The sequence below is a fragment of the Sphingopyxis sp. MC1 genome (genome assembly GCF_000371385.1).
GTDB classification, from domain to species: Bacteria; Pseudomonadota; Alphaproteobacteria; order Sphingomonadales; family Sphingomonadaceae; genus Sphingopyxis; species Sphingopyxis terrae.
Window position 1 is genome coordinate 264,530 of the sequence record NZ_AOUN01000006.1, and the last position, 25,844, is coordinate 290,373.

The window sequence follows — 25,844 nt, forward strand, 5'->3', positions numbered from 1 at the left end:
CTCCGGGGCCGAGCGGCAAGCGAACTCCAACAGCGATCGCGCCCGCCGCCCGGCCCGGACGAAGGTGCGACGCCATTGGTCTCGCCCAAACGCTTTCGCGCTTCCGCGGCGCCACGGCCTCTCGACCGAGTATGTTGACGCTGCGGCCCGTCCGGCAGGACGGCTGGCTACTCCCCAGATGACGGGGGTGCGTTAGACGCGGTCGACGCGGCTGGCAAGCCCTTCGTCTGCGAACCATTGCCCGGCGCGGCCGCGGCGGCGGCCTTGTCCGCCTCCGACAGATCCTTGTCCATCGCCCGCGCGCGCGCTTCGATGTCGGATGCAGCCTTGTCGTACCGCTGGTCGAAATCGGGCTGCTGTTTGCACGCCGCCAGCGCGAACAGCGGCAAGAGCATCAGCGCGCGGTGCATCAATAATCCTTGCGGTAGCGGACGGAGAAGTTCGATTGCCCCGAACCGCCCGCCTGGCTCAGGATCGACAGCGCGCGCGTCAGGCTGATCTCGAGCTGCGTCGCGGTATAACCGCGCGCATCGGTGATGACCTCAAGATAGATGTCCTTCGAGATATATTGCCCTGCCGCCAGCGCGGTGCCGCGACCGGTCGTATCGTCGGGTCCCAGAATGCGCAGGCGGTCGATCCCTGCCGCCGACTGGAGCGCGCCGAGCGGGCTGAGCCCGCCGCCGCCGCCGCGCAGCGTGTTGAGCGACGCAGCGAGTTGCACCGCCTGGAGCGGCGACAGCGAGGTGATCGAATCGCCGAACAGGATGCGCGAGACGATTTCGTCCTGCGGCAGTCCGGGCACGCTCGAAAAGGCGACCTGCGGGTTGCTCGCGCGCCCGGTCACCGCGACATTGACGGTCACATTGTCGAAAGTGTCGGTGGCGAGGAGGTTGATCGCGGGATCATAGGCATCGCCGGTGGGGAAAGTCACCTTGCCCTGCTCAAGCTCGAACGAGCGCCCTGCGAAGTCGAGCGTGCCGCGCACCAGTTCGATCTCGCCGGTCACGCGCGGCGCGACGGTCGTGCCCTTCAAGGTGACATCGGCCTGCCATTCGGATTCGAGCCCCATGCCGGTGACGAAAATCTGCTCGCCGGCGCGCAGGCGGATGTCGAGCCGGATCAGGTCGAACAGGCTGCCGCCCACCGCCGCCAGTCCGTCGCCGCTGATCCGGCGGCGGCCGCTCGGCGGCTTGCGGCGCACGCCCGTGAGCACCGGAACGCTCGCCGCGCCCTCGCGCACGATGCGATAGCGTGTTTCGGGCAGGCGCAGGTCGCCCGACAACAGCGCCGCCTCTCCCGCCGTCTTGGCGAGCGTCAGCGTGCCAGTCGCGCGCGCGCCGATATTCTCGCTGCGCGCCAGCCGCGCATTGTCGAGCGTGGCGACGATGTTCATCGGATAGCCGTCGGCCGACGACAGGCTGACATAGCCCTTTGCCGCGACGCTTCCGGTGCCGGCCTTGGCGGTAAGCTGATCGATTTCGAGCCGGTTGCCGGTAAAGCGGCCGCTGACCACCATGTCGGTCAGCTTGGTGCCATAGGTCTGGTTCTCATAGGTCATGCCATTGCCCTTGAGCACACCCTGCAGACAGGGATCGGCAAGCTGGCAACTGAAGTCCGCCGCCACCGCGACCGGGCCCGCGAGCCCCTGATTGGCGGGACCGACGAAGGAATAGAGCGTGTCAGCAGGTCCATTATAGCGCAGCCCGCCGCCGAGCGGTGCGGCGCGCAGGCGCGTCATCCAGTCGCCCGCGCCCGGCCCGAGCGGGCGCAGCGACGCCTGCATCCGGCCGATCACGCTGCCGCGCTTGCGCACCACGGCGCGCAATTCGCCCCCGTCGGCGAGCAGCTTACCCGCGAAATTGACGTCGACCGGCTGGCTCACCGCCGCCGCGGTCGTGCGCGTGAAATCGTTGATCGTCAGCCGCGCGTCGGCACGCGGGAAAGCGTCGGAATTTTCCTGCGCGAAGTCGAGGCTGCCGGTCGCGCGCCCGCCGAGCCCCAGTCCCGGATAGACGGCGTTGAGGATCGTCATATTGGCGCGCTCAAGGCGGCTCTGGACGACGATGCCCTCGCCGAAGCGGCCCGCCAGACGCGCGCTGCTGCCGCGGCCGAGGTCGATGGTCGTCGGAAGCAGTTCATAGTCGTCGGCGTGCGGCACGATGCGCGCGGGCGACGCGGTGCGGAAGTTGATGCCGCTGGCGCGGCCCTGCACCGATGCGCGCCACAGCTCGGGGGTCAGATCGGCATTGGCGGCGATGCGGAACGGCACGCCGCTCGTTCCCTCGACCAGCGCCTGCGCCTTGCCGCGCCCGTCGCGATAGTCGATCTTCACCCGCCCGACCGCAATGTCATAATCGCGGATGCGCGTGTCGGCGAGCTGGATGTCGGCGATGATCCGCGGCTTGTCGTAAAGGATCATGTCGGCATCGACGATCGCGCTGCCGACCGCGAGCCGCGCGGCACCCGGCAGCACGACATTGTTCGCGCGGATATTCGCCGCGACCGCCTGATATTGACCGTCGGCGCTCAGCCGCACGATACCGCCCAGCCCCTGCCCCGATGCGTCGAGCCGGCCGACGAAGGGCCCCGCCGCGCTTTGCTGGAGCCGTCCCTTGAAGCCGATCCCCGACAGGTCGGCGCGTTCGACATCGATGGTCAGCGGGCCGGCGGCAGTCAGCAGCACGACATCGGCGGTCAGCGGGCCGTAATCCGTCTCCCCCTTTGCCGCGAGCCGGTAGCCGTTGGGGGCGCCCGTCAGTCGCGCTTCCAGATTGGCGAGGCCGATGCCGAGACCGGGGCGCTCGGCGCGCAGCGTCGCGCGCGGGTCGCTGATCGTGCCCGCCACCTCGACGCCGAGTGGCCCGTAATCGACCGAAGTGGCGCGCGCCGCGAGCTGGAGCTGGCCGCCCGGCGCATAGCTGCCCTGCCCGCTCGTCACCCGCAGCCGCGGCGCGGTGAGGCGCAGATTGGCGAAGCGCACGATGCCGTCGGTGCCATAGCGAATGTCGCTCGTCGCCACGGCATTGCCGCCGAGCAGGTCGCGAACCCCCGAATTGAACAATTGGGTCGATCGCGCGCGAATGCGGCCGGCAATCTCGAACCCGTCGGCACCGACACGCTTCAGATCGACATCGGTGCCGATGTCGAAGATGCCGACGCTTTCGATGCGGTAATTATTGACCCGCCCGTCGATGGCGCCGGTGTAGAAGCCGCGGTTGAGGTCGGCGACGATGATCGCCTTGGCGTCGATGCGCGGCGACCGCAGGCGGAGGTTATCGCTGAGCAGTCGCCCGTTCTTATAGGCAAGATCGCCGTCGAGCCGCACCGCGACGAGCGTTCCGCCCGCTACCGTATCGAGCCCGCGGATGCGCGCCGCGCGCCCCGTCACGGGGATGACGATCTGGTCGGCATCGACGCGCGCCTTGCCCGACAGGTTCAGCGCCTCGACGACGATATCATTGACCGCAAGGCTCGCCGCATCGACGCGGTAGGCGACCGTCGGCGTCGCAAATGCGCCATCGAGCCGCACCGAAGCCCGGCCGCCGCTCGCCCGAAGCGCCGGCGCGATCGCGGCGGGGCGCAGCAGCACGAAGGCCAGTTGCAGGCCATCATAGCGATTGGCACCGAGATCGAGACCGCCGCTGATCCCGAGCCGCATCGCATCGGACGAAAGCCGTCCGTCGAGATCGGCCTTGCGCTGGGCGAGCCGCGCGGTGACATCGACCGCCGTCTCGCGGCCGAGCAGCGCCGCCGGCGTACCCGCGAACAGGCGCGCCGCCTGCGTCGTGCCCTTGACCGCGAACGTGCCGTCGCGCGCGCTCAGCGCCAGCCCGGCAAGCGGCGCCGCGCCCAGCGTCGCGTCGAAGCGCCCGTCCCAGCGCGTCCAGTCGCCGCGGCCGGCGAGCTTGGCCGTCAGCGGCTCCTTGAACCCGCCGAGTGCCGCCAGCACCCCGCGGGCGGGAGCGTTGACGTCGAGCGTCAGCGCCAGGCGGTTCTTTTCGGGCACCGCGTCGAGAAGCAGCGCGAGCCGGTCGCCCTTCGCCTTGCCGCCGATGGTCTCGGCCTTCGCCGTCACCTGCGCGCGCCGGTCAGCGATCGCGACCTTGCCATCGATGCGGAGTTCCTGCCGCGCGCCTGTCACCGCAGGCTCGACAACGAACCGGTCGACGCGCAGCCGCCCGATGTCGATATCGAGGTCGGGAAGCAGGGGTTCGCCGGTGTCGGGCGTCGGACGGAATGCGGGCAGCCGTTGCAGCACGATCGTCGAGGCAGTCGCCGAACGGACATCGACATGGTTATTGAGATAGGCGAACGGCCGCCAGTCGATCCTGACCTCGGGCGAGCGCAGGAACACGCCCTTCGGGTCCGACAGCGTGAAGTCACGCACCACCATCGCGCCGTAGAGCGATCCGTCGAGCCGGCCGATGCCGATCTTCATCCCGTTCGAGAATTCATATTTCTCGATCTGGGTGACGACGAAGCGGCGCCCCGCGTCGCTGTTGAGACCGACGACGAACAATGCGATCAGCGCGAGCAGCCCGCCGACGACGATCCCCGTCCAGCGCAGCACGCGGCGCGGCCATGGATTGCTCCGCTGCGGCGGCGTGTCCTCCATAGGCTCGGCTGCGCCCCCGGCCATCAGAAAGCCTGCCCGATCGAGACATAGACGCTGATCCGCGATTCACCGGGCTTGCGGTCGATCGGCGTCGCGACGTCGAGCCGCATCGGGCCGAAATTGGTGTAAAAACGGCCGCCGATACCGGCGCCGAAGCGCATATTCGAAAAATCGGGGGTCGATCCGGTATAGACCTGCCCCGCATCGACGAAGCCGACGATCCCGAAATTGCCGAAGCGATAGCGCGCCTCGAACGCGGCTTCGTTGACGCTGCGCCCGCCGATCGGGTCGTTGTTGGGATCCTTGGGACCAAGCTGTTGATAGCCGAAGCCGCGCACCGAACCGCCGCCGCCGGCATAGAAGCGCCGCGACGGCGCCAGCCGCTCGCGCGCGGCGCCGAGGATCGAACCGACGCGCACGCGGCCCGCGAGCACGATATTCTCGGCCACCGGATAATAGCCGCTGACATCGACGCGCGCGCGCGCATAGGGCGAGAAGCGCCCGCTCATCGACCCTTCGGGCTCGATCAGCGTCGTGACGCGAAATCCCTTGGTCGGATCGAGCAGGCTGTTGGTGCGATCGATCCCGATCTGTCCGGTCAGGCCGACGATATAATATAGGTCGCGTTCGCGATCGGCGAGCAGGAAACTGTAATCATCCTCGCTCGTCGCGATAAGCTGCACGCCATAGGCATAGGTCAGCTTTTTCTGCCAGATCGGCGTCGAGTCATAGCTGACCCGCGCCGCAATGCGCCCCGTCAGCGCCTCGAACGCGTTATAATTGCTCCGCGTCGCCTCACCGACCAGTTCAAAGGTGCGATTCCGCCGCCCCGCATTCGACCGGCGGAAGGTGACCCCCAGCCCCTGCTCCTGCGTCCCCGCGACGCCGCGCACGATCAACGCGCCTTCAGGCGGGAAAAGATTGCGGTGGGTCCAGCTTCCTTCGACGCGAATCCCCTCGCCGGTACCATAGCCGGCGCTGGCGGCGAGCGTGCGCGGCGGTCCCGCCTGCTGGTTGACCAGCATCGTCACATATTCGGTGTCGTCGCCCGCGCTCTCGCCCGTCGCCTGCGGCTCGACCGACACGGTCGCGAACAGGCCGGTGGCGACCAGCGCCTGCCGCAGATCGTCGACCTTGCGGCTGTCGTAGAGATCGCCGCGCTTGAACCGTGCCATGATCTCCACATGCTCGGCGTCGAATGCCTCTTCGCCCGTGCTCGCAAAACCGCCGAAACGGGCGCGCGGGCCGATGTCGATCGGCAGCGTATAGACGCCCGTCGCCTTGTCGCCATCGAGCAGGATGTCGCGCTGGCCGACCTTGGCGAAGGGATAGCCTTCCTCGGGAAGTTTGAGCGAGATCGCCGCTTCGGCGCCCTGAACCCGTTCGGCGACGATCGGCTCGCCGATAGCGAGCGGGAAATTGTCGGCGATCAGCCCCGGCGGCACCGTCGGCTTGGCATCGAGGATGATGTCCGAAAAGCTGTAGCGCGGACCCGGCTTTACATCGATCACCGCGGAAACCGGCTGCCCGCGCTCGCGGCCGGCGCGATCGATACGCGTATCGACGCTGCCGTCATAATAGCCTTCGGACGACAAGATGCGCTGCATCAGCTCGGCATCATTGCTCAGCCGGGCGCGCAGCATCGCGAAATTGTCGGCCTTGCCATCGCCGTCATAGAGCGCCGAGAGGTCGCCGAACAACCCCGAGAGGTCGGCATCGGTGCTGTCGTCGGCCGCGGCAAGACCATTGACCTGCACCGAATAGGCGACCTGCCGGTTCTCGCCCTCGGGCTCGGCATCGACGAACTGGACGGGCTGAACGTCGAAGCTTTCGAGCGGCGGCAAGGGCGCAGCGAGCTCGGCATCGGTTATCGGCGCATCGCCGATCGGCTCGACCGTCTGCCCGTCGGCGAGCGCGGGAACGGGCGTGCCATCGACCTGCGGCACGGCGTCGGCGGTACCGTTCGCCTTCTGCTTCGCCGCATCGGCGACGCGCTTTTCGAAATCGGCGATCGATTCGAGCGGCTTGTCGAGCTCGGGATCGTCCTCCGCACTGATCGGAGGGATCGCCTTCTTGAATTCGTCATCGGGAATGATCGGCGCCACCTCGGGCAAGACGACTCCTTCGGGCGGCGGCGATGGGCTCGCGATCGGGGTATCATCGTCAGGCGGAGGCGCATCGGCCGCAGCGGGCTCCGCGGTCGCAGCCTCTGCAGCCGGCGGCGCGGCCGGTTCGCGCTCCTGCGCCGCTACCGCATTGGCGCAGGCGAGCGAGAGCAGCGACGCGGACAATAGTCCCCACCGCCGCCGAGCATCGACGCCAAAGCCGTTCAATTCGTGACGCTTTTTTTCGCTGGCCATCTGTCCACAACCGATGCGCACTTGTGGCTTGCCCGCCGCACGCACGCAACCCGATTTTCGGGGAAACCGGCTCGGTCCGTCGAAAAGGCGGCCCCGTGGCAACCGCTCAGCTATCGGCGCCGAACAGATCGCGGCTGTAGACCTTGTCGGCCACATCGGCGAGTTCGTCGGCGACGCGATTGGCGATGATCACGTCGGCCTCGGCCTTGAAGGCATCAAGATCGCGCACGACCCGCGAGTTGAACAGCCGATCCTCCTCGATCAGCGGTTCATAGACGATAACCTCGATCCCCTTGGCCTTGACGCGCTTCATCACGCCCAGGATGCTGCTCGCGCGGAAATTGTCGGATCCCGCCTTCATCGCGAGCCGGTGGATGCCGACAACGCGCGGCTTGCGGCGAACGACCTCGGCGGCGATGAAATCCTTGCGCGTGGTGTTCGATGCCACGATCGCCTGGATCAGATTCTGCGGCACGTCCTGATAATTGGCAAGCAGCTGCTTGGTATCCTTGGGCAGGCAATAGCCGCCATAGCCGAAGGACGGGTTATTGTAGAATTGCCCGATCCTGGGATCGAGCCCCACCCCGTCGATCACCTGCCGGCTGTCGATTCCGTGCATCGCGGCATAGGTGTCGAGTTCGTTGAAGAAGGCGACGCGCATCGCAAGATAGGTGTTGGCGAACAGCTTGATCGCCTCGGCCTCGGTATTGCCCGTCTGCAGCACATCGGTCTTGTCCTTGAGCGATGCCTGCTCGAGCAGCCGCGCGAAATCGGCGGCGCGCTGGTTGGTGTCGCCGACGATGATCCGCGAGGGGTAGAGATTGTCGTAAAGCGCGCGCCCTTCGCGCAGGAATTCGGGCGAGAAGACGATATTGTCGCTGCCGAACTCGGCGCGCATGCGGTCGGTGAAGCCGACCGGAATCGTCGATTTGATAACGATCAGCGCGCGCGGCGCGAGCGCCAGCGCGTCGGCGATGACCGCTTCGACCGTGCTCGTGTTGAAATAATTATTGTCCGGATCATAGTCGGTGGGCGTCGCGACGATCACGAAATCGCTGTCGCGATAGGCGTCCTGCTTGTCGGTCGTCGCGACCAGATCGAGCGGACGGTTCGCCAGATACTCCTCGATCTCCGGGTCGGCGATCGGCGAGGTCCGGGCGTTGATGAGATCGACCTTCTGCTGATCGATATCGAGCGCGACGACGCGGTTGCGCTGCGCGAGCAGCACCGCGTTCGATATGCCGACATAGCCGGTACCGACCACGGTGATTTTGGGCGAGCTGGCTGCCGCCGATTCGGTCTGGGACAAAGATGCGATCCTCGATTGGGTTGGCGGCCGCTCTAGCAAGTGCCGGGCGGCCGCTCAACAGCGCCCGGCACGCCGGTCAGATTCCGCAAAAGGTCGTATAGGGTCCGAAGCCTTCGGGTGCCGGGTGGGCAAAAGCCTCCCACTCGCCCCGCGGCACGAACGGCTGACGCACGACATCGAGCAGTTCGCGCCACGCCGTCATATCGCCGGCCTCGGCATCGACCAGCGCCGCCTCGACCAGATGATTGCGCGGGATATAGAGCGGGTTGACCCGGTCCATCGCGTCGGCGCATTCGAGCGGCCCTGCGGGCTCGCGCTCGATCAGCGCCCACCACTCGGCGATCCACGGCGCCATGGCGTCGGGCGCCGGGAGCAGCGCCTGCAACATATCGCCCTCGCCGCGGAGCAGCATGGCGAGCGCGCGGAAGAACAGCGTGAAATCGACCTGATGCGTCTCGAGCTGATCGAACAAGCCGTCGATCAACTCGGCATCGCCATCGCCCGGCTGCGTCAGGCCGAGCTTGGCGCGCATCCGTGCGAACCAGGCCATGCGAAAGCGTTCGGGAATGGCGTTGGCAAGCGCCTTCGCCTCTTCGACATCGTCCGGCCTTACCGCGTGGATGGCCGGGAGCAGCGCTTCGGCGAAGCGCGCCATGTTCCAGTGCAAGATTTGCGGCTGGCGGCCATAGGAATAGCGTCCGTTCGCGTCGATCGAGCTGAAGACGGTGTTCACCGCGAAGCGGTCCATGAAGGCGCAGGGGCCATAATCGATCGTCTCGCCGCTGATCGCGACATTGTCGGTGTTCATCACCCCGTGGATGAAGCCGGCGCCCAGCCAGCTTGCGACGAGATCGCACTGCAGGCCGATCACCCGGTCGAGCAGCGCCAGATGCGGATTGGCCGCCTCGGCAAGCTCGGGAAAATGCCGGCGCACGGCATAATCCGACAATTGCGCGACATGGTCGGCGCCGAAATGCGCGGCGAAGAATTGGAAGGTGCCGACGCGGATATGGCTGCTCGCGATGCGCGTCAGCACGGCGCCGGGGTGCGCCTGCTCGCGCTGGACGCGATCGCCGGTGGCCACCGCGGCAAGCGCGCGCGTCGTCGCGATGCCCATCGCCGCCATCGCCTCGGACACGAGGAACTCGCGCAGCACGGGGCCGATCGCCGCCTTGCCGTCGCCGTTGCGCGAAAAGGGCGTCGGCCCCGACCCTTTGAGCTGCACGTCGAACCGCGCCCCGTCGGGCGCGACGATCTCGCCGAGCAGCAGCGCACGGCCGTCGCCCAGTTGCGGTGAGAAATGCCCGAACTGATGCCCGGCATAGGCGAGCGCCAGCGGGTTGGCGCCACCGGGCATTTCCTCGCCCGAAAAGATCCGGGCGAGCTGTGCATCGCTCGCGCCCGCCGCATCGATCCCCAACCGTTCGGCAAGCGCATGGTTGAAGATCAACAGCGTCGGCGCCGACGGCTTCGCCGCCTCCGCGGGCGCGTAAAAGCCCGGCATGGCGTCATGAAAACTATTGTCGAACGCAAAATCCATGCCCGGCTCCCTGGGGCAGCAATGTCGGTCGAAGCGCCAACGATTGCAACCCACAGCAAGTCAAGGTTAGCGTCATTATCCGCGCTGCGATCGATATATCGCGAAGCGGCGTCCACTCGCCGCGCAGCGGATTTCAATCTTCGCAGGGCATGGCAAAAGCAACGCCAGCGATCGCAAAAAAAGATAGTATATTGAAACGGAATGTATTTCCGCATGAGGGCAAGCGATGCTGAATCCTCGTCCATCGACGAATGCACAATAGCATCCAATTTGGCTCGAAATAAATTATCGTTCGTTGACAAATATTTGTAGCGGTGAAAAAGCTCATGGCAGATTGAGTTTTGGACAAGGGCCGGGCACCTCCAGTGGATAGGATTGCACCAGCCTCGAAGGCCCCGCCGGACGGCGGGGCCTTCAACTTTTCCGCCAATGCCCGCAAGCTCGACGCATACAAGCGAGGTTCAGGCAGCGCGCGGCAAGGGGCGGCGGCCCGATTCGAAATTCCGCGCAATTTGAAAGAGATCAATGCAAATTCTGCAGCAAGCCGCCGCCGATTATCACGGCCTCATTCTCGATATCGGGGCGACGACGGGCCTCCCCGATGCGATGCTGCACCTGCATGCGGGGATGCTCATCTTCCTCGCGACCGCGCTCGTGATGCGCCGGGGCCTCGATGACATATTGCCGCTCGGCATCGTCATCATCGCCGCCTGCGGCAACGAAGTGCTCGACCGGATCAATCTCGGCAACTGGAACTGGCCCGACACGCGTATGGACCTGTTCAATACGATCGTCTGGCCGCTCACGACCCTCCTCGTTGCCCGGGCCGTTCGCGGCCGCCATTCTGGCGCCGCCGACAGGAAAGTCCCGGCCGAGCCCGCTATCGAGCCGGCCGCGGCCAACCCCGACTTCACCTGAAACACGGCGCGCCGGTCCAACCTCGGCCTGCGAATTGGCGATTGCAGCGCGGCCGCGCTTTTGCTAGCGGCCCGCACCGTGACCTCGGGTTGCCTGGAAACAGGCATGAAAAGGGAAGACCGGTCGATCCGGCGCTGCCCCCGCAACTGTAGTCCGGCGAGGTGGATGCAATCATGCCACTGGAAGCTTGTCTTCCGGGAAGGCCGCATCCCACCGCTGACCCGGCGAGCCAGGAGACCTGCCAGGGCGTCGCCGTTATCTGCACGCGGGCGGGGTGTACCGGGCGCAGGCGAGGATCCTCGCGTGACGGCAAGCCGTTACGCTGGAGGTACTCGTGAAGTCATTTTTCTGGAAATCCACCTTGTCGCTCGTGGCCGTTGCCGCGGCCTCGCCTGCATGGGCGCAGGACGCTGATCCCGATGGTTCGACGATCACCGTCGTTGGCGATCTGCTCAGCGCCGACCAAAGCAATGCCTCGGTCTCGGTCATCGACGCCGCCGCCATCCGCCGCGCCCAGAACGGCACCGCCGCCGATCTGATTGCGCGCCTGCCCGGGGTCAGCATCACCCAATATGGCACCCTCGGCAGCGTATCGAATGTGCGCATCCGCGGCGCCGAGGGCGAACAGACGCTGGTCGTCATCGACGGGGTGCGCGTCGGCGACCCCTCCTCGCCGGGCGGCGGCTTCGACTTCGCCAATCTGATGCTCGGCGCGATCGACCGCATCGAGGTGCTGCGCGGCGCGAACAGCCTGCCGTGGGGCAGCCAGGCGATCGGCGGGGTTGTCGCCATCTCGACCACCGAGCCCGACGCGGTCGGCGGCGGCACGAGCGGCCGGATCGGCGCCGAATATGGCGCGCGCGATACGGCGCGGGTCAACGGTCAGCTCCGCACCGATCTCGGCGCGTCGCAATTCGGCCTCGGCGGCGGCTATGTCCGCACCGACGGAATCAGCAACGCCGCGGTCGGCACCGAGCGCGACGGATACCGCCAATATGCGCTCAACCTCACCAACCGGACCGAGATCGGCAATACGCTGACCTTCCGCGCCTTCGGCCTGTATGCCGACAGCCGCGTCGACCTCGACGGCTTCGCGCCCCCGACCTACAGCTTCGGCGACACCGCCGAATATCAAAAGATGCGCGAACATTATGCCGCCGCCTCGGTCGAACACCGCCCGGGCGGCAACGCGAGCACGACCGGCTTCTCGCACAAGCTCGCCTTCGGCTTTGCCGACATCAACCGCGACAATTACGACCCGGCGGCGGGCAGCGATCCGAGCTTCAAGGCGCGCGGGCGCAGCGAACGGCTTTCGTACAGCATCGACTGGCTGACCGCGGGCAACGCGAGCGGACAGCAAGTGCGGCTGATCGCGGGCGCCGAGCGCGAATGGACGCGCTCGCTGACCGCCGACGCCTTTTCGAGCGACAGCGGCCGCACCGCGACCACCGGACTGTGGGCGATGATCGTTGGCAAGCCGACCGAGACGTTGTCGCTGACCGCGGGGGTGCGCCGCGACAATCACCGCGACTTCGGCGGCGCGACGAGCCTCGCCTTCGATGCGGGGCAGAAGCTCGGCGATCATGTCACGTTGCGCGCGAGCTATCGCGAAGGCTTCAAGGCGCCGACGCTGTTCCAGCTTTCGGATACCGCAGGCGCCTACGGCAACCCCGATCTGCAGCCCGAGCGCGCCCGCGCCTATGAAGTCGGGGTCCGCATCGAAGCCGCACCGCTCGGGTTCATCGATATCGCCTGGTATCGCCGCGACACGCGCAATCTTATCGATTTCGTGAGCTGCCCCGCCGGTCCCAATCCCCTGCCCCCCATCTGCGCGACGGGCAACCGCCCTTTCGGCACCTACGACAATATCAACCGCGCGCGCGGCCAAGGGGTCGAGGTCGAGGGCGCGGTACAGCTGTCGCCGGGCCTGCGCTTCAGCGCCAACTACAGCCTCGTCGTCGCCACCGACCGCACCCCCGGTTCGGTCTACGAGGGCAACCGGCTCGCGCGGCGCCCCAAGCATCTTGCCAATGCCGAACTCGGCTGGACGCCCGGCGGCGCCTTTGCTGGCGCCGACCTGTCGGTCGCCGCGCGCTATGCGGGCAAAAGCTTCGACGATCGCGCCAACAATGTGACGCTGGACGATTATTGGCTGGTCGATCTGCGCGCGAGCTACCCGCTCGTCGCCGGGATCGATGTCTATGGCCGCATCGAAAATCTGTTCAACACCGATTATCAGACTGTGGCCGGCTATGGCACCGCGGGCCGCTCGGCCTATGTCGGGGCCCGCTGGGCCTTCTGATGCGCGCGGGAGCGGCCCTCGCGATGCTGACGGCCCTTTCGGCCTGCCAGCCGCGCGCGCCGCTCCCCGCCCGTCACGGCATCGTCAGCATCGACTATTGCGCCGACCAGATGCTCCTTGGCCTCGTGCCCCGGGAGCGCATCCGCGCCATATCCTTCGAGGCGGCGAGCGACAGCGCGTTTGCCGCGCCGCGCGCCGCGGGCCTGCCGCGGCTGCGCCCGCAGCTGGAGGATATTGCGATGCTGCGCCCCGCGGTGGTCGTGCGCTCCTATGGCGGCAGCGCGAAGCTCGACCGGCAGCTCGAAGCGATGGGGATAAGGGTCGTGCAGCTCGGCTATGCGGGCACGCTCGCCGATGTCCGAAGCCAGATGCTCCAGGCAGGCGCGGCGCTCGGCGCCGGCCCGCGCGCCGCGGCGCTGGTCAAGGCCTTCGATACCGAGGTCGCCGCCGCGCGCCGGGGCGGCGGGCACGCGGGCACCGCGCTTTACATCACCCCCGGCGACGTCACGACCGGCCCCGGTTCACTGGTCGCCGAGGTCATGAAGGCGGCGGGCTTCACCCCCTATCGCACCCGCCCCGGCTGGGGCAGCCTGCCGATCGAGGAGATGGTGCGCCGTCCGCCCGATCTCGTGTTCCGTGCCTTTTTCGACAGCGCGCGCTATCGGCAGGATTATTGGACCGCCTCGCGCCACCCCGTCGTGACCGAAGCCACGCGCCATGCCCGCGATGTCGAGGTGCCCGGCGGCTGGCTCTCGTGCGGCAATTGGTTGACGGGACACGCGGTCAAGGCGCTCGCCGATGCGCGAAGGGATATGCGATGACGCGCCTGAACCTGACCCTCGCCGCGCTGCTCCTCCTTGCCGCGCTGCTTGCGCTGGCGACCGGCCCCGATGGCGTGTCGCCGTCGCTGTTCGCCGGCTGGCTCGGCGGGCATGACTCCGCCGCGACGATCATCCTTGCCGACATCCGGCTGCCGCGCGTGCTCAGCGCCGCGGTCGTTGGCGCGTCACTGGGCCTCTGCGGCGCCGCGCTGCAAGGGCTCACGCGCAATCCGCTTGCCGAACCCGGCATCCTCGGCGTCTCGGCGGCGGCAACGCTCGGGGCAACGCTGACGCTCTATTTCGGGCTCGCGGCACTGTTCCCCTGGGCGCTTCCCCTCGGCGCGATCGCGGGCGCCGCGCTCGCGACCCTGCTCCTCGCCTCGGCGGCGGTGCGGACGCAGGGCATGGCGAGCCTGATCCTCGTCGGCGTCGGTCTCTCGAGCCTCGCGGGCGCGCTGATGGCGCTGATCCTCAACTTCGCGCCCAATCCCTTTTCGCTTTCCGATCTCGTCAACTGGACGCTCGGGTCGGTCGCCAACCGGTCGCTCGCCGATCTCGCGATGACCGCGCCGCTGATCCTCGTCGGCGCGCTGTTCCTGTTCGCCCAGCGCGCGAACCTGTCGCTGCTCACGCTTGGCGAGACTGCTGCCGCGGCGCACGGCCTTGACGTCCGCCGCACCCGCATCGCGATCGTCGCCGGAACCGGAATCGCGACCGGCGCTGCGGTGGCGCTGGCCGGCGCGGTCGGCTTCGTCGGGATCGTCGCGCCGCATTTGGTTCGCCCGTGGACGGGGCACGATCCGGGGCGGACACTGGCGCCGTCGGCGTGGCTGGGCGCGCTGCTCCTCGTGCTTGCCGATCTCGTTGTGCGCATCCTGCCGACAGACAACGAGCTGCGCCTCGGCGTCGTCGCCGCGCTCGCGGGCGCGCCCGTCTTCACGCTCATCGTGCTGCGCCGCGGCCGTGGAGGTGCGCATGACTGACGACCTGATCATCGAGGCGCTGCGCGTCGAGGCGCAAGGAACGCCCCTAATCGACGATATCAGTGCCCGCTTCCACCCGGGGCAGCTGACCGCGATCGTCGGCCCCAATGGCGCAGGCAAATCGACGCTGCTTCGCGCGGTGGCGGGCGTCGTGCCAGCGCAGGGCACGATTCGCATGGGCGCCGCCGACGTCACTTCACTGCGCCCCGCCGAACGCGCGCGGCGGCTTGCCTATCTGCCGCAGGTGCACGAACTCGCCTGGGACATCAGCGTTGCAGACATGGTCGCGCTCGGCCGCTTCGCCTATGGCGCCGCACCGGGACGGCTCTCGGCCGAGGACAAGGCGGCGATCGACCGCGCAATGGCCGCCACCGGCTGCACCGACCTTGCCCATCGCGGCGTTACCAGCCTGTCGGGCGGCGAAGCGGCCCTCGCCTGCCTCGCGCGCGTCCTCGCCGCCGAAACGCCGGTCCTGCTCGTCGACGAACCGGTCGCGGCGCTCGATCCCGCCAATCAATATCGCGTCTTGGAATGCCTTGCCGCGCTCGCCGCCGACGGCCGCACGGTCGTCGCGGTGCTCCACGACCTTTCGCTGGTCGCGCAATTTGCCGACACGGTGCTGTGGATCGTCGGCGGCCAGCTTGCTGCGCTAACGCCCGCAACCCACGATGCTTTTGCGCAGCATGTCCCGGCGCTCTTCACCCGCGAGCCCGTCTTTGCCAGCGACGGATCGAGCGCGCTCTATTTTCGTCGCAGCCAAAGCACGTAACGCACCCTTTGCTTCTGGCGCCTAAGCCCTTCAGAATTGACCATGGCCAGCGAACCGCTAGGCAGGCGAAGCAAGGAGGCGATGGGTGAAAGTCTTTGTTACCGGCGGCGCCGGCTATATCGGCAGCCACACGCTCGTTCAGCTTTTGGCGGCGGGGCATGAGGTGTGCGTGTTCGACAATTTCGCGAACAGCTCGCCCGTCGCGCTTGACCGGGTGCGGCAATTGACCAACCGCGACATGGGGCTGGTCGAAGCAGACATTCGCGACGCCGACGCGCTGTGCGATGCGGTGACCACATTTGCGCCCGACGCCGTCGTCCATTTCGCCGGGCTCAAGGCCGTCGGGGAATCGAGCGACCTCCCTCTCCTCTATTATCAGACCAACGTCAGCGGCACGATGAACCTGCTCGCGGCCATGGATGCCGCCGGGTGCAAGCGGATCGTCTTCTCCTCATCGGCAACCGTCTATGGCGAGGCGCATTATCTGCCGTTCGACGAGGATCATCCGATCGCCCCCACCAACCCCTATGGCCGGACCAAGGCGATGGCCGAGGGCGTCATCGGCGACTGGGCCAAAGCGACCCCGGACGCATCGGCGGTGCTGCTGCGCTATTTCAATCCCGTGGGCGCGCATGAATCGGGCCGCATCGGCGAAGACCCGCAGGGTATCCCCAATAATCTGATGCCTTTCATCGCGCAGGTGGCGGTGGGCCGGCGCGAGAAGCTTGCGATCTTCGGAGACGATTATGACACCCGCGACGGCACCGGCGAGCGCGACTATATCCACGTCGTCGATCTCGCTGCCGCGCATCTCGCGGCGATCGACTACAGTGGGCGCGCCATCGGCTGCGAGGCGATCAACGTGGGAACCGGTACCGGCATCACCGTCAAGGAACTCGTCGCCGCCTACGAGCGCGCCTGCGGCCACGCCATCGCCGTCGAAATCGCCCCGCGTCGACTAGGTGACGTCGCAAGCAGCGTTGCCGCAACGACAAAGGCTTTCGACCGGCTCGGGTGGCGTGCTGACCTCGCTGCGGACGCTATGTGTGCTAGTAGTTGGCGGTGGCAGTCGGAGAATCCGCGCGGGTTTGAAAGTAACTGACAGCCTAGCAGCGGAACCAATGCAGCCGGGCCGCGTTTGCGTTGTGGGGCGGAGAGTGTTTCGTATGCGCCAAATATTTTTCTCCGGAACGGAGACTTTCAGATTGCTGAAGCGTAACTGCTCCCTTGAGCGCAACCTCGCTAGCAACTATCGGGGGCTTCGAGGTGTTGGATATTCATCTGAAATTGGTCGATAAATGATGATCTCCGACGATAAATATCGGCGCCATTTTCGCGTCGCCATCCTGAACTTCATTGTTGATCGGCCCCGTCGTCAGCGCCAGCTCACGGCCGTCGCCGTTGACGCCATGCTGTGCTACGCAGCGGTGGTGATCGCCTTTTCGCTGCGGCTCGGCGTCTGGGATCTTGTGTCAACGCCGATCCTGATCTTTAGCGCCATCGCGCTGGCATTATGGTATCCCATAGCCTGGAGAGCGGGTGTCTATCGTTCACTCGTACGCTATTCAGGCGCTCGTACTGTTGCCGATCTCGTTATCGCCTGCGGTCTGCTTACTCTGCCGCTGGTCGCGATCCTCGTAACCTTCCGCATCCACGACGTACCTCGCACACTGGCCGTCCTGCACCCGATCATCTTCCTCCTGCTGCTGGCGTCGAGCCGTATCTTTGTCCGCTTCGCCCTGCTCGACCTGCTCAAGGTCGTCGATGTCGATGCCCGCCGTGTGCTCGTCTACGGAGCCGGCCGCGCCGGGCAGCAGCTCGCACTGTCGCTGCGACACGAACCGAAGGTCCATCTCGTAGGCTTCATCGACGACGATCTGCGACTCGACGGACAGCGCCTCGACGGTACGCCCGTCTTCGGTTCCACCCGGCTGGAGCGTCTGCTCGACGATACGCATGTGGATGAAGTATTGCTTGCGATCCCCAGCGCGTCGCGCACGCGGCGGCGCGAGATTATCGAAACCCTCCAGAACGAAGGGATTTATGTTCGCTCGCTGCCGAATCTGACCAACGTTATCGACGGCAGCATCACGGTAAGCGATCTACGCGAAATCCAGATTGAGGAGCTGCTCGGTCGCGAAACCGTCGCCGCGAACGAGCTGCTGATGGGCAAGACGATCGTCGGCAAGACTGTGTTGATCTCGGGCGCCGGGGGATCGATCGGCAGCGAGCTTTGCCGCCAGATTGTCCGTTGCGGCCCTGCCCGATTGATCCTGCTTGAACAGTCCGAATACGGGCTTTACGCGATCGAGCAGGAACTCGGCGAGTTGATGCAAGAGCTTGGCGTCGATGTCCCGCTGATCCCTGAGCTTGCCAATGTGTCCGAACGCTCGTCGATGACGCGCATCTATCGACACTACCGGCCTGATACGGTCTTCCACGCCGCGGCCTACAAACATGTGCCGCTCGTGGAGGCGAACCCGCTGTCAGGATTGCGCAACAATATCATGGGGACGCTTCACAGCGTCGAGGCGGCGGAGGCCGCTGGAGTTTCGAACTTCATCCTGATCAGTACCGACAAGGCGGTGCGCCCGACGAACATCATGGGTGCCTCGAAGCGCGTGTGCGAACTGATCCTTCAGGCGCGTGCCGAACAGCCGGGCTCGAAAACGATCTTCAGCATGGTCCGGTTCGGCAACGTCCTCGGTTCGAGTGGGTCGGTCGTCCCTCGCTTCAAGGCGCAGATTGCCGCCGGCGGCCCGGTCACCGTCACCGACCGCGAGATCACCCGCTATTTCATGACGATCCCCGAAGCCGCGCAGCTCGTCATACAGGCGAGCGCGATGGCGAAGGGCGGCGAAGTGTTCGTGCTCGATATGGGCCAGCCGGTGAAGATCATCGAGCTTGCCCGCACCATGATTCGCCTGTCGGGACTTTCGATCCGTGACAGCGACAATCCCGACGGTGATATCGAGATCGTAGAAACCGGCCTGCGGCCCGGCGAAAAGCTCTATGAGGAGTTGCTGATCGGCGACAATCCGCAGTCAACGAATCATCCCCGAATCATGCGCGCGCGTGAAATCCTGTGGCCTTGGGCCGACCTTGAGCAGGCGCTCGCCCAGCTCGACGGAGCGATCCGCCAGTTCGGCGATGCCGATGCGGCAGTTCGGATCATCGCGCGACTCGTTCCCGAATTCGCACCCGAGAAGACCGGAAAGATCAGCGCTTAAAGCCCAATCTGATCGAGCAGCCGGGCGTTCACCTGATGGACGTCATATTTATCCTGCGCGATCTTGCGGCTTGCAGCGCCCATGCGCTCGCGAAGCCCTGCATCCGATCCCAGCTCGATCATCGCCCGCGCCAGCGCGTCGGGATCTTTCAAGGGCACCAGCCGGCCGTTGAGCCCGTCGACCGTCGTTTCGCGGCAGCCGGGCGCGTCGGTCGTGACGATCGGCCGACCCATGGCCATCGCCTCCAGCACAGTGCGCGGCGTGCCTTCGCGCCAGGACGGCAAAACGAAGACCGACGCCTCGGCGAGTGCGGGCCGGACGTCGTCGAGCAGGCCGAGATATTCGATCCCGTCGGCGATCCATTCGTCGAGCTCGGCGCGCGTCACCGCATCTGGCCCGGTATCTAGCATTCCGGCGATCCGTATCCGCGTGCCCGGAACCGCTGCCCGCACGGCCCGACTTGCCTCGGCTAGCTCATAGAGCCCTTTGCTGTGAAGCAGCCGCGCGATCGTCAGGAACACCGGTCGATCGGGGAGCGCGGTCAGCGCGAACTGATCGAGATTGATCCCCGATCCGTTGACCATCACCACCTTCGCGGTTTCGTTCAGGCAACCCGCCGCGATGAAATCGTCGCGATCGTCGGGGTTCTGGAAAATGACATGGATGTTGGCATTGGTCGCCAGCCGGTACAGACCCTGCGCGATTTTCTGCGTCAGTTTGCGAATCACGCCGCTCCGCTCGATGAAAGCGAAGCCAAGGCCCGTCACCATACTCGCCGACCGTGCGCCCGCCTTTTGCGCGGCGAGGCTGCCCCAAATATTGGGCTTGATCGTATAGTTGAGCACGAAATCGATCCGCTGCTCGCGGATCAGTCGGACCATGCTGCGGTAATAGAGAATGTCGCCGGTGAACGAGACCTTGGTCCGCTTGAGCGCGATATCGTGCGGGATTGCTCCCATCCGCCGGAAATGGTCGGCGAATTCGCCTCGCAATTCGGGCGACGCTACATGCACCTCGTGCCCCCGTCGGATCATCTCCTCGGCGAGCGCAGACCGGAAGTTGTAGAGATAGTGGGCGTGGGACCCGTTGATCAGAATTCTGGCCATATTTCCGTTTCGTCCTGCGCGCCCGCTTGACGCCTTCCCGCACGACGCGTCAAGAGCGGACTTGAGCCGGCACGCGAACTCGCGGCTCGTTGCAAGGGTATGAAAGATAATGCGTATTGCGGTCGCCGGCGCCACGGGCTTTCTCGGACGACATCTGGTCGGTCGTCTTGCGGCGAAAGATGTCGGCATGGTGCCGCTCGGGCGTACTGAGGATGCCGCGACGCTTGGGCAAAAACTTGCCGGATGCGATGTGCTGATAAACTGCGCCGGTGAAAAGAGCGGAATCGGGCCCGCAGCCGAGGACGCCAATGTCGCGCTGCCCGAAAGCTTGTTTCTCGCCGCCGCCGCTGCCAGCGTTCCGGCCTTTGTCCATGTCAGCAGCGTTGCCGCCTTGACCGGTGTGACGCGCGCCGGAGAGACGGTGTCCGACGAGTATCGGGGCCGGCCGACGACACCCTACGGGATCAGCAAACGTCGTGGTGACGACAGACTTTTGCACCTCGCGTCCTGTCATCCCGCAACGCGGCTTACGATCCTACGCCCGCCGATCCTCATCGGAGCCGACGCGGGCGGCCCCTTTGCAATGCTGCGTGCGGCGGCGCGGCGCGGCCTGCCGCTGCCGGTCGGCGGCATGAACAACCGGCGCAGTATCGTCCACGTCGACAATTTCGCCGCCGCGCTGCTCGCGGCCGCTAAAGCCGGTCTCGCGGGACCCTATATCGTCACCGACTCCGCGCCGATTTCGACCGCCGAATTCTATGCGCGCATATCGCGCGCGCTTGGCCGCAAGCCCCGGGTGTTTTCGATCGGCGGGGTCGGACGCGGGCTCCTGCGACGGCTCATCGGCCAGCGCGGCGACAGCCTGTTCGGCGACGCCGCCTTTTCGGGAGAGCGTTTCGCCAAGGACTGTCCACTCGATTGGCCCGTCCCCGCGGATTCGCTGATCGAGCGTGCGGTCGCGCCTTAACGCTTCGCGGCGTCTCCGCGGCCGCCGCCGCCGAATGTGTGGAGCAGGATCCGTATATCGCCCGCGAGGCTCTGGTTCGCGACATAATCGCCGTCGATCGCCGCAAGTCGCTCAGGCTCCGACATATCGACCCCCTGCACCTGCGCCAGCCCAGTCACCCCGGGCCGGACGCGAAATACGCCATGACGCTCGCGCGCATCGATCAGTTCGTGCTGAATCGGGAGGCACGGCCGCGGACCGACCAGACTCATGTCGCCGCGCAGCACGCAAATGAGCTGCGGTAATTCGTCGAGCTTCAGCTTGCGGATCAGCGCGCTGGACCACGAAATGCGCGTGACCGCGACTTCGTGCGACGGACGGTCTCCGGTCGTCGGCGCCATCGTGCGGATCTTGTAGAGGCGAAATGGTCGCTGATCGCGGCCGACGCGCCATTGCACGAACAGCGGGTTGGCGCGGAACTCCAGCCCCGAAAACAGCGCCGCGAGAAGGCAGACGAAGACCGCCGGTACCAACAGCAGCGCCGACATCACCAGGTCGAACCCGCGTTTCAGCATCGCGCCGCGCTCAATTCGCCCGCTGCGCGTCGAGCCACGCCTGGAACATCAATATGTCCCAGACATGGTAATGCCAGCGCCGCCGGCCGCTCCGCGTCTCGCTCCACAGACGGCGTACCTCGTCGACGTCGAAGAAGCCCTCGCGCTGCAGCCGGTCTTCAGCGAGCAGATCGTCGGCCCAGTTGCGCAGCGGACCCTGCAGCCAGTGATCGATCGGCACGCCGAACCCCATCTTGGGTCGCTCCATTATTTCGCGTGGAACGTAACGGTATAGAAGCTGACGCAGCGGCCACTTCGACGCCCCTTCTCGAAGCTTGTAGTCGAGCGGCAACGCGAGAGCGAATTCGACAACCCGGTGATCGAGAAGCGGCACGCGCGATTCGAGGCTAACCGCCATGCTCGCGCGGTCGACCTTCACGAGGATGTCGTCGGGCAGATAGGTCCGCATGTCGAGATACATCATGCGATCGCGGAAATCGCTACCCTCCCAGTCCGGGTCGTGGGCAGTGAGGAGCGTCTCTGGCTCGCGCGCGCCGGGAACGAGCCGATCTGGGTGCTTCGCATGCGAAATTAACGAGCGGTAGAAATCATCCGAGCGCTCGACGTCGAGGACGTCGGCAAGCTTGAGTAGACGGTCGCCGACCGCAAGCGTCCGCAGTTTCGACGGGGCAACCTTCATGATCGCGTCGATTGCCCGCCCCGGGGTCAGTCGCAGTGCAGCAGCTGCCGCCTTGCGCATCCCGCGCGGCAGCTTTCCGAGCCGGCGCCAGATATCATAACCCTGCGCATAGCGATTATAGCCGCAGAGCAGTTCGTCGCCGCCGTCGCCCGACAGGCTGACGGTCACTTCGGTCCGCGCCAGCTTGCTGACTAGCAGCGTCGGGATTTGGGAAGAATCGGCAAAGGGCTCATCCCAGTGATGCGGCAACAACGGAATCTGGTCGAGCGCGTCCTGCGGCGTAACGTAAAGCTCGGTATGGTCGGTGCCCAAATGCGCTGCGACGCGCTTCGCATGATGGGCCTCGTCATATTCGGCTTCCGAAAAGCCGATCGAGAAGGTTTTCACGGGCCGCCGCGACTGCGCCTGCATCAAGGCGACGATCGTGCTCGAATCATAGCCGCCCGACAGGAAGGCACCGAGCGGGACGTCGGCGGCCATGCGGATATTGACCGCATCGCTTAGCAGCCTGTCGAGCGCATCGACCGATGCTTCGGCCGAACCCGCGAAGGGATTGGCGCGCGCCGCGCGCGCCTTTTCGGCGATGTCCCAATAGGCGACCGGCTCGGGAAGCGTACGGTCGTCGGGGCCGATTTCCAGATAATGCGCGGACGGCAGTTTCAGGATGTCGTCGTAGATAGAATAGGGGCCTGGCACATAATTGTGCCGCAGAAACAGCGCCAGCGCATTGCGGTTAACACCGCCCCGCCACGCGGCATGCTGGCGCAGCGCCTTTAGCTCAGACCCGAAAAGAAGTGTCGAACCCTGCATGCCGTAATAAAGTGGCTTTTCGCCCATTCGGTCACGGGCGAGGTAGAGCTTGCGTTCTGCGCGGTCCCACAGTGCAAAGGCGAACATCCCGTTTGCGCGTTGCAGCGTGCCGAGCATACCCCACACCGAAAAGCCCGCGAGCAATGTTTCGGTGTCCGAATGGCCGCGCCACGCGACAGCCCCCGCGGTCTCGAGCTCGCGGCGCATGTCGAGATGATTGTAGATCTCGCCATTGTAGCTCAGCACATAGCGGCCGTCGGTGCTGAGCATCGGCTGGTGCCCCGCGGGCGACAGGTCAATGATCGCAAGGCGGCGATGCGCCAGCGCGATCCCCGCATCGCTATCGACCCAATAGCCGTCGCTGTCGGGTCCGCGGTGGACGATGGTGTCCGCCATTCGCCGCAGCTGCGCTTCACCGTCGGCAAATCCCGTCCGATCGAGGAACCCCGTAAAGCCACACATCAATCGTCTCTTTTCAGCATCGAATCATAGAGCCCGCCATAGGCCTCGACGGTGGCATCGAGGCCATAGGTGGCAACAATCCTGTCGCGCGCCGCTTTCCCCATTTCGCTACGGCGCGCAAGGTCCATCCCGGCAATTTCACCAATTGCTTCCGCCATTTGCGCCGCGTCGCCCGGTGGAACGACGCGCCCCAAGCCGTTCATCAACCGCGCGCTATCGCCGACATCGGTGGCGACGGACGGCAAGCCCGACGCCATCGCCTCGCCAAGCACATTCGGGAAACCTTCGTTCCGGCTCGACGCAAGGCAGAAGAGATCAAACGCCGGCAGGATCGTCTCCACGTCGGGGCGGCGGCCGAGCAGCCGGAAGCGTGCGCGCTTTTCGGGCGCGATCGCATTGACGATCGCCCGATTGTTCTCGTCGAGCCCTTCTCCGATCATAACGACGCGCAGGTTGGGGCTGCTGCTGAGCGAACGGTCGCAGGCGTCAAGAAAGGTCGGGATATCCTTCATCGGGTGAAAGCGCCCGACATAGCCCAGCGCGACCTCGTCCGCGGTCAGCCCCAGCTTTTTGCGCCATTCCACGCGGCGTGCCGCGTCGGGTCGCCATTTTTGCGTGTCGAAGCCGTTGGGGATCACGATCGACCGGGCGCCCGAATAACCGTGCGCCTCGTGCTGTCCGCACGCGCGGTAGCTGTTATAGATGATCGCGCGAGGCGCGCCCGACAGCGGCTTCAGGGCGTTGATCGTCCACCGCGTACCACGTTTCTCGAGCCCGATCACATCAAGCGACTGGCGGATGTTCCAGCTTACTGCAGGCTTTGGTGATCGCCCCCATGCGGCGGCACTCGCCGCCAGGTTTCCGTGATACATCCATCCTTGCACTATGGCCGGGGCGATCTCGCGCACCAGCGTACGAAGCCGCAACAGCGCGCCGACAGCCCCCGTCCCCTCGCGCATGCCCAGCGCATGGACGGAAATACCGAGGTCGTGCAGCAATGGGCCATAATGGCCCGGCCCCGACAGCGACACGACTTGGTTGTCGAACCGGTCCCGCAACCTCGATTGCAGGAGATTGAACAGCGAACGTTCGGCTCCGCCCGTATCCAGGCCGGTGATGACGTGGAGGACGCGTGGCAATGATGTCGTCATGAGGTCAGGCCTTGGCGGGCCGCACATGGTGGCGCTTCGAAAGCGAGAGGAACCATAGCGCCAGGATCAGGATGACCGTCGGGGTCATGCTGAGCGTCAGATTCTTCGGATCGCCTTGGAAATAATAGATGCCCCAGTAAAGCACGAATGGCGCATAGATCACCGGGAAGACAGACTTGTCGAACGTTCGGATCTCCTTCGCCCGATCGAGCAGCCCGAGCACGAAGGCATAGATGCCGCTGGAGATCACGACGCCGGGAAAACCGAGCGAGTAATAGCCGTACCCCACCAGCCCCGGCGGCGTCATCTGCTCCCAGACGCCATGGACGAGATAGGTGTTGAGAACGACGATTGTCTCCGGCTTTTCGATCCCGAACAGGCGGCCGGGAACAAGGTACAGCGGGATAGCGAAACTGTCGTAATAATAGCTGTAGTCGAGACCGCTGTACGAAAAGGCTCCGACAAGCGACGCGATGAACTCGTCATAATAGCCAACGACGGGTGCCAACGGGACATATTTGTAGTTGCTGACGACGTCGCCGATCGTCAGGTCGTCCTGATACAGCGATGCCGTGATATCCTTGCCGACCCCGACGAAGAAATCGGCCATCAGTGCAAGCAGCGCGAAGAATAGGACCATGCCAGGGCGTAGACCGACGCCCCGGGGATAGCGCGTGGTCATCCAAGTGAAGATCAGCATCAAAGCGAAGATCAGGACCTGCCCGCGGCTGCCCCAGATCAGCGACACCATGATCGACAATATCGCCGCGGCGATTAACAACGGAATGTAACGCCGCCCCTCGGCCGCCACGAACGCCATTGCGATAACTGCGGCAAGAAAGGCCATGGTGGTCAGATTCTGGATAAAAATGAAAGAACCCTCGGTCTCGAGGTAATCGTCCTGCAAGCCCTGCCGGATCAGGCCCGTCAGCTCGACCGTACGAAAATATCCGCCATATTGATAGGTATAGGCGTAGAGCGAGAGGGCGCCAAGCGCGAGCATCACCCCATAGACGATACGTAGATTGAGCGTCCGCGCGATCGGACCGACCTGATATTTCGGATGCGAGAAATATCGCGAGCGCTTCGCCGACCCATAGAAGATAATGCAAGTGAAATATGAAATCAGTACTGCAATAGCAATTTCTAGCACGATCTGCGAGTCTTCATTAAGACCATATATATTTATATTGTCACCATAAAGGTCTTTAAAGAAAAATATTGCGAGCGGGCACAGGCCATAAACGATCGAAAAATTCATGCTCATT

General features: G+C 65.4%; 18 protein-coding genes and 2 riboswitches. Of the genes, 8 read left to right on the plus strand and 10 right to left on the minus strand.

Annotated features, from left to right (window positions below; translation table 11 throughout):
- Positions 1–10: 10 nt before the first annotated feature.
- A riboswitch (yybP-ykoY riboswitch) is annotated at positions 11–189 on the minus strand.
- The 5 genes from EBMC1_RS10385 to EBMC1_RS10405 form a co-directional block, all read right to left on the minus strand.
- On the minus strand, positions 168–410 hold the full coding sequence (locus tag EBMC1_RS10385) for a hypothetical protein (RefSeq protein ID WP_003044715.1): 243 nt from the start codon (positions 408–410) through the stop codon (positions 168–170). It overlaps the preceding riboswitch by 22 nt.
- The gene (locus tag EBMC1_RS10390; RefSeq protein WP_040590044.1) at positions 410–4,639 is read right to left on the minus strand and encodes a translocation/assembly module TamB domain-containing protein; all 4,230 of its coding nucleotides are present in this window, start codon (positions 4,637–4,639) and stop codon (positions 410–412) included. The genes EBMC1_RS10385 and EBMC1_RS10390 overlap by 1 nt, the downstream gene beginning before the upstream one ends.
- Positions 4,639–6,975: an autotransporter assembly complex protein TamA gene (locus tag EBMC1_RS10395; RefSeq protein ID WP_003044722.1), complete on the minus strand. Its 2,337-nt coding sequence runs from the start codon at positions 6,973–6,975 to the stop codon at positions 4,639–4,641. Before EBMC1_RS10395 ends, EBMC1_RS10390 begins: the two co-directional genes overlap by 1 nt.
- A gap of 106 nt (positions 6,976–7,081) precedes the next feature.
- Positions 7,082–8,284, minus strand: coding sequence for a nucleotide sugar dehydrogenase (locus EBMC1_RS10400; protein WP_003044725.1), 1,203 nt, complete (start codon positions 8,282–8,284; stop codon positions 7,082–7,084).
- A 76-nt stretch (positions 8,285–8,360) separates the two neighbouring features.
- Positions 8,361–9,824 carry a protein adenylyltransferase SelO gene (locus EBMC1_RS10405; RefSeq protein ID WP_003044728.1) on the minus strand — a complete coding sequence of 488 codons (1,464 nt, stop codon included), beginning with the start codon at positions 9,822–9,824 and terminating at the stop codon, positions 8,361–8,363.
- 525 nt (positions 9,825–10,349) lie between these two features.
- Between EBMC1_RS10405 and EBMC1_RS10410 the strand changes: the two genes are divergently transcribed.
- The 7 genes from EBMC1_RS10410 to EBMC1_RS10440 all read left to right on the plus strand — a co-directional run bounded on the left by EBMC1_RS10410 (position 10,350) and on the right by EBMC1_RS10440 (position 18,847).
- Positions 10,350–10,742 (plus strand): hypothetical protein, encoded by a 393-nt coding sequence (locus tag EBMC1_RS10410; protein WP_003044730.1) that lies wholly within the window; start codon positions 10,350–10,352, stop codon positions 10,740–10,742.
- Between the two features lie 70 nt (positions 10,743–10,812).
- Positions 10,813–11,002, plus strand: a riboswitch (cobalamin riboswitch).
- A gap of 74 nt (positions 11,003–11,076) precedes the next feature.
- On the plus strand, positions 11,077–13,044 hold the full coding sequence (locus EBMC1_RS10415; protein WP_003044733.1) for a TonB-dependent receptor plug domain-containing protein: 1,968 nt from the start codon (positions 11,077–11,079) through the stop codon (positions 13,042–13,044).
- Between the two features lie 23 nt (positions 13,045–13,067).
- Positions 13,068–13,865: an ABC transporter substrate-binding protein gene (locus EBMC1_RS10420; protein ID WP_196795408.1), complete on the plus strand. Its 798-nt coding sequence runs from the start codon at positions 13,068–13,070 to the stop codon at positions 13,863–13,865.
- Positions 13,862–14,848, plus strand: coding sequence for a FecCD family ABC transporter permease (locus EBMC1_RS10425; protein WP_003044738.1), 987 nt, complete (start codon positions 13,862–13,864; stop codon positions 14,846–14,848). Before EBMC1_RS10420 ends, EBMC1_RS10425 begins: the two co-directional genes overlap by 4 nt.
- Complete coding sequence (locus EBMC1_RS10430) at positions 14,841–15,617, plus strand: ABC transporter ATP-binding protein (protein ID WP_003044741.1); 777 nt, start codon at positions 14,841–14,843, stop codon at positions 15,615–15,617. The genes EBMC1_RS10425 and EBMC1_RS10430 overlap by 8 nt, the downstream gene beginning before the upstream one ends.
- An 85-nt stretch (positions 15,618–15,702) precedes the next feature.
- Complete coding sequence (galE, locus tag EBMC1_RS10435) at positions 15,703–16,719, plus strand: UDP-glucose 4-epimerase GalE (protein WP_003044744.1); 1,017 nt, start codon at positions 15,703–15,705, stop codon at positions 16,717–16,719.
- Positions 16,720–16,915: 196 nt separating this feature from the next.
- Positions 16,916–18,847 carry a polysaccharide biosynthesis protein gene (locus EBMC1_RS10440; RefSeq protein WP_003044748.1) on the plus strand — a complete coding sequence of 644 codons (1,932 nt, stop codon included), beginning with the start codon at positions 16,916–16,918 and terminating at the stop codon, positions 18,845–18,847.
- On the opposite strand, the gene EBMC1_RS10445 is transcribed toward EBMC1_RS10440, so the two are convergent.
- On the minus strand, positions 18,844–19,953 hold the full coding sequence (locus tag EBMC1_RS10445) for a glycosyltransferase family 4 protein (protein WP_003044750.1): 1,110 nt from the start codon (positions 19,951–19,953) through the stop codon (positions 18,844–18,846). The genes EBMC1_RS10440 and EBMC1_RS10445 overlap by 4 nt on opposite strands.
- 109 nt (positions 19,954–20,062) lie before the next feature.
- Between EBMC1_RS10445 and EBMC1_RS17840 the strand changes: the two genes are divergently transcribed.
- Complete coding sequence (locus tag EBMC1_RS17840; RefSeq protein WP_003044752.1) at positions 20,063–20,920, plus strand: NAD-dependent epimerase/dehydratase family protein; 858 nt, start codon at positions 20,063–20,065, stop codon at positions 20,918–20,920.
- Here EBMC1_RS17840 and EBMC1_RS10455 read toward each other — a convergent pair.
- From EBMC1_RS10455 to EBMC1_RS10470, 4 genes are read right to left on the minus strand one after another with little or no spacing between them, the layout of a single operon-like run.
- The gene (locus tag EBMC1_RS10455; protein WP_003044755.1) at positions 20,917–21,474 is read right to left on the minus strand and encodes a sugar transferase; all 558 of its coding nucleotides are present in this window, start codon (positions 21,472–21,474) and stop codon (positions 20,917–20,919) included. The two genes, EBMC1_RS17840 and EBMC1_RS10455, sit on opposite strands and share 4 nt — an antisense overlap.
- A 10-nt stretch (positions 21,475–21,484) precedes the next feature.
- Positions 21,485–23,425 (minus strand): asparagine synthase (glutamine-hydrolyzing), encoded by a 1,941-nt coding sequence (gene asnB, locus EBMC1_RS10460; RefSeq protein ID WP_003044758.1) that lies wholly within the window; start codon positions 23,423–23,425, stop codon positions 21,485–21,487.
- Positions 23,425–24,576 carry a glycosyltransferase gene (locus EBMC1_RS10465; protein WP_003044761.1) on the minus strand — a complete coding sequence of 384 codons (1,152 nt, stop codon included), beginning with the start codon at positions 24,574–24,576 and terminating at the stop codon, positions 23,425–23,427. The genes asnB and EBMC1_RS10465 overlap by 1 nt, the downstream gene beginning before the upstream one ends.
- A 4-nt stretch (positions 24,577–24,580) precedes the next feature.
- The gene (locus tag EBMC1_RS10470; protein WP_156001133.1) at positions 24,581–25,729 is read right to left on the minus strand and encodes an oligosaccharide repeat unit polymerase; all 1,149 of its coding nucleotides are present in this window, start codon (positions 25,727–25,729) and stop codon (positions 24,581–24,583) included.
- Positions 25,730–25,844: the final 115 nt, after the last annotated feature.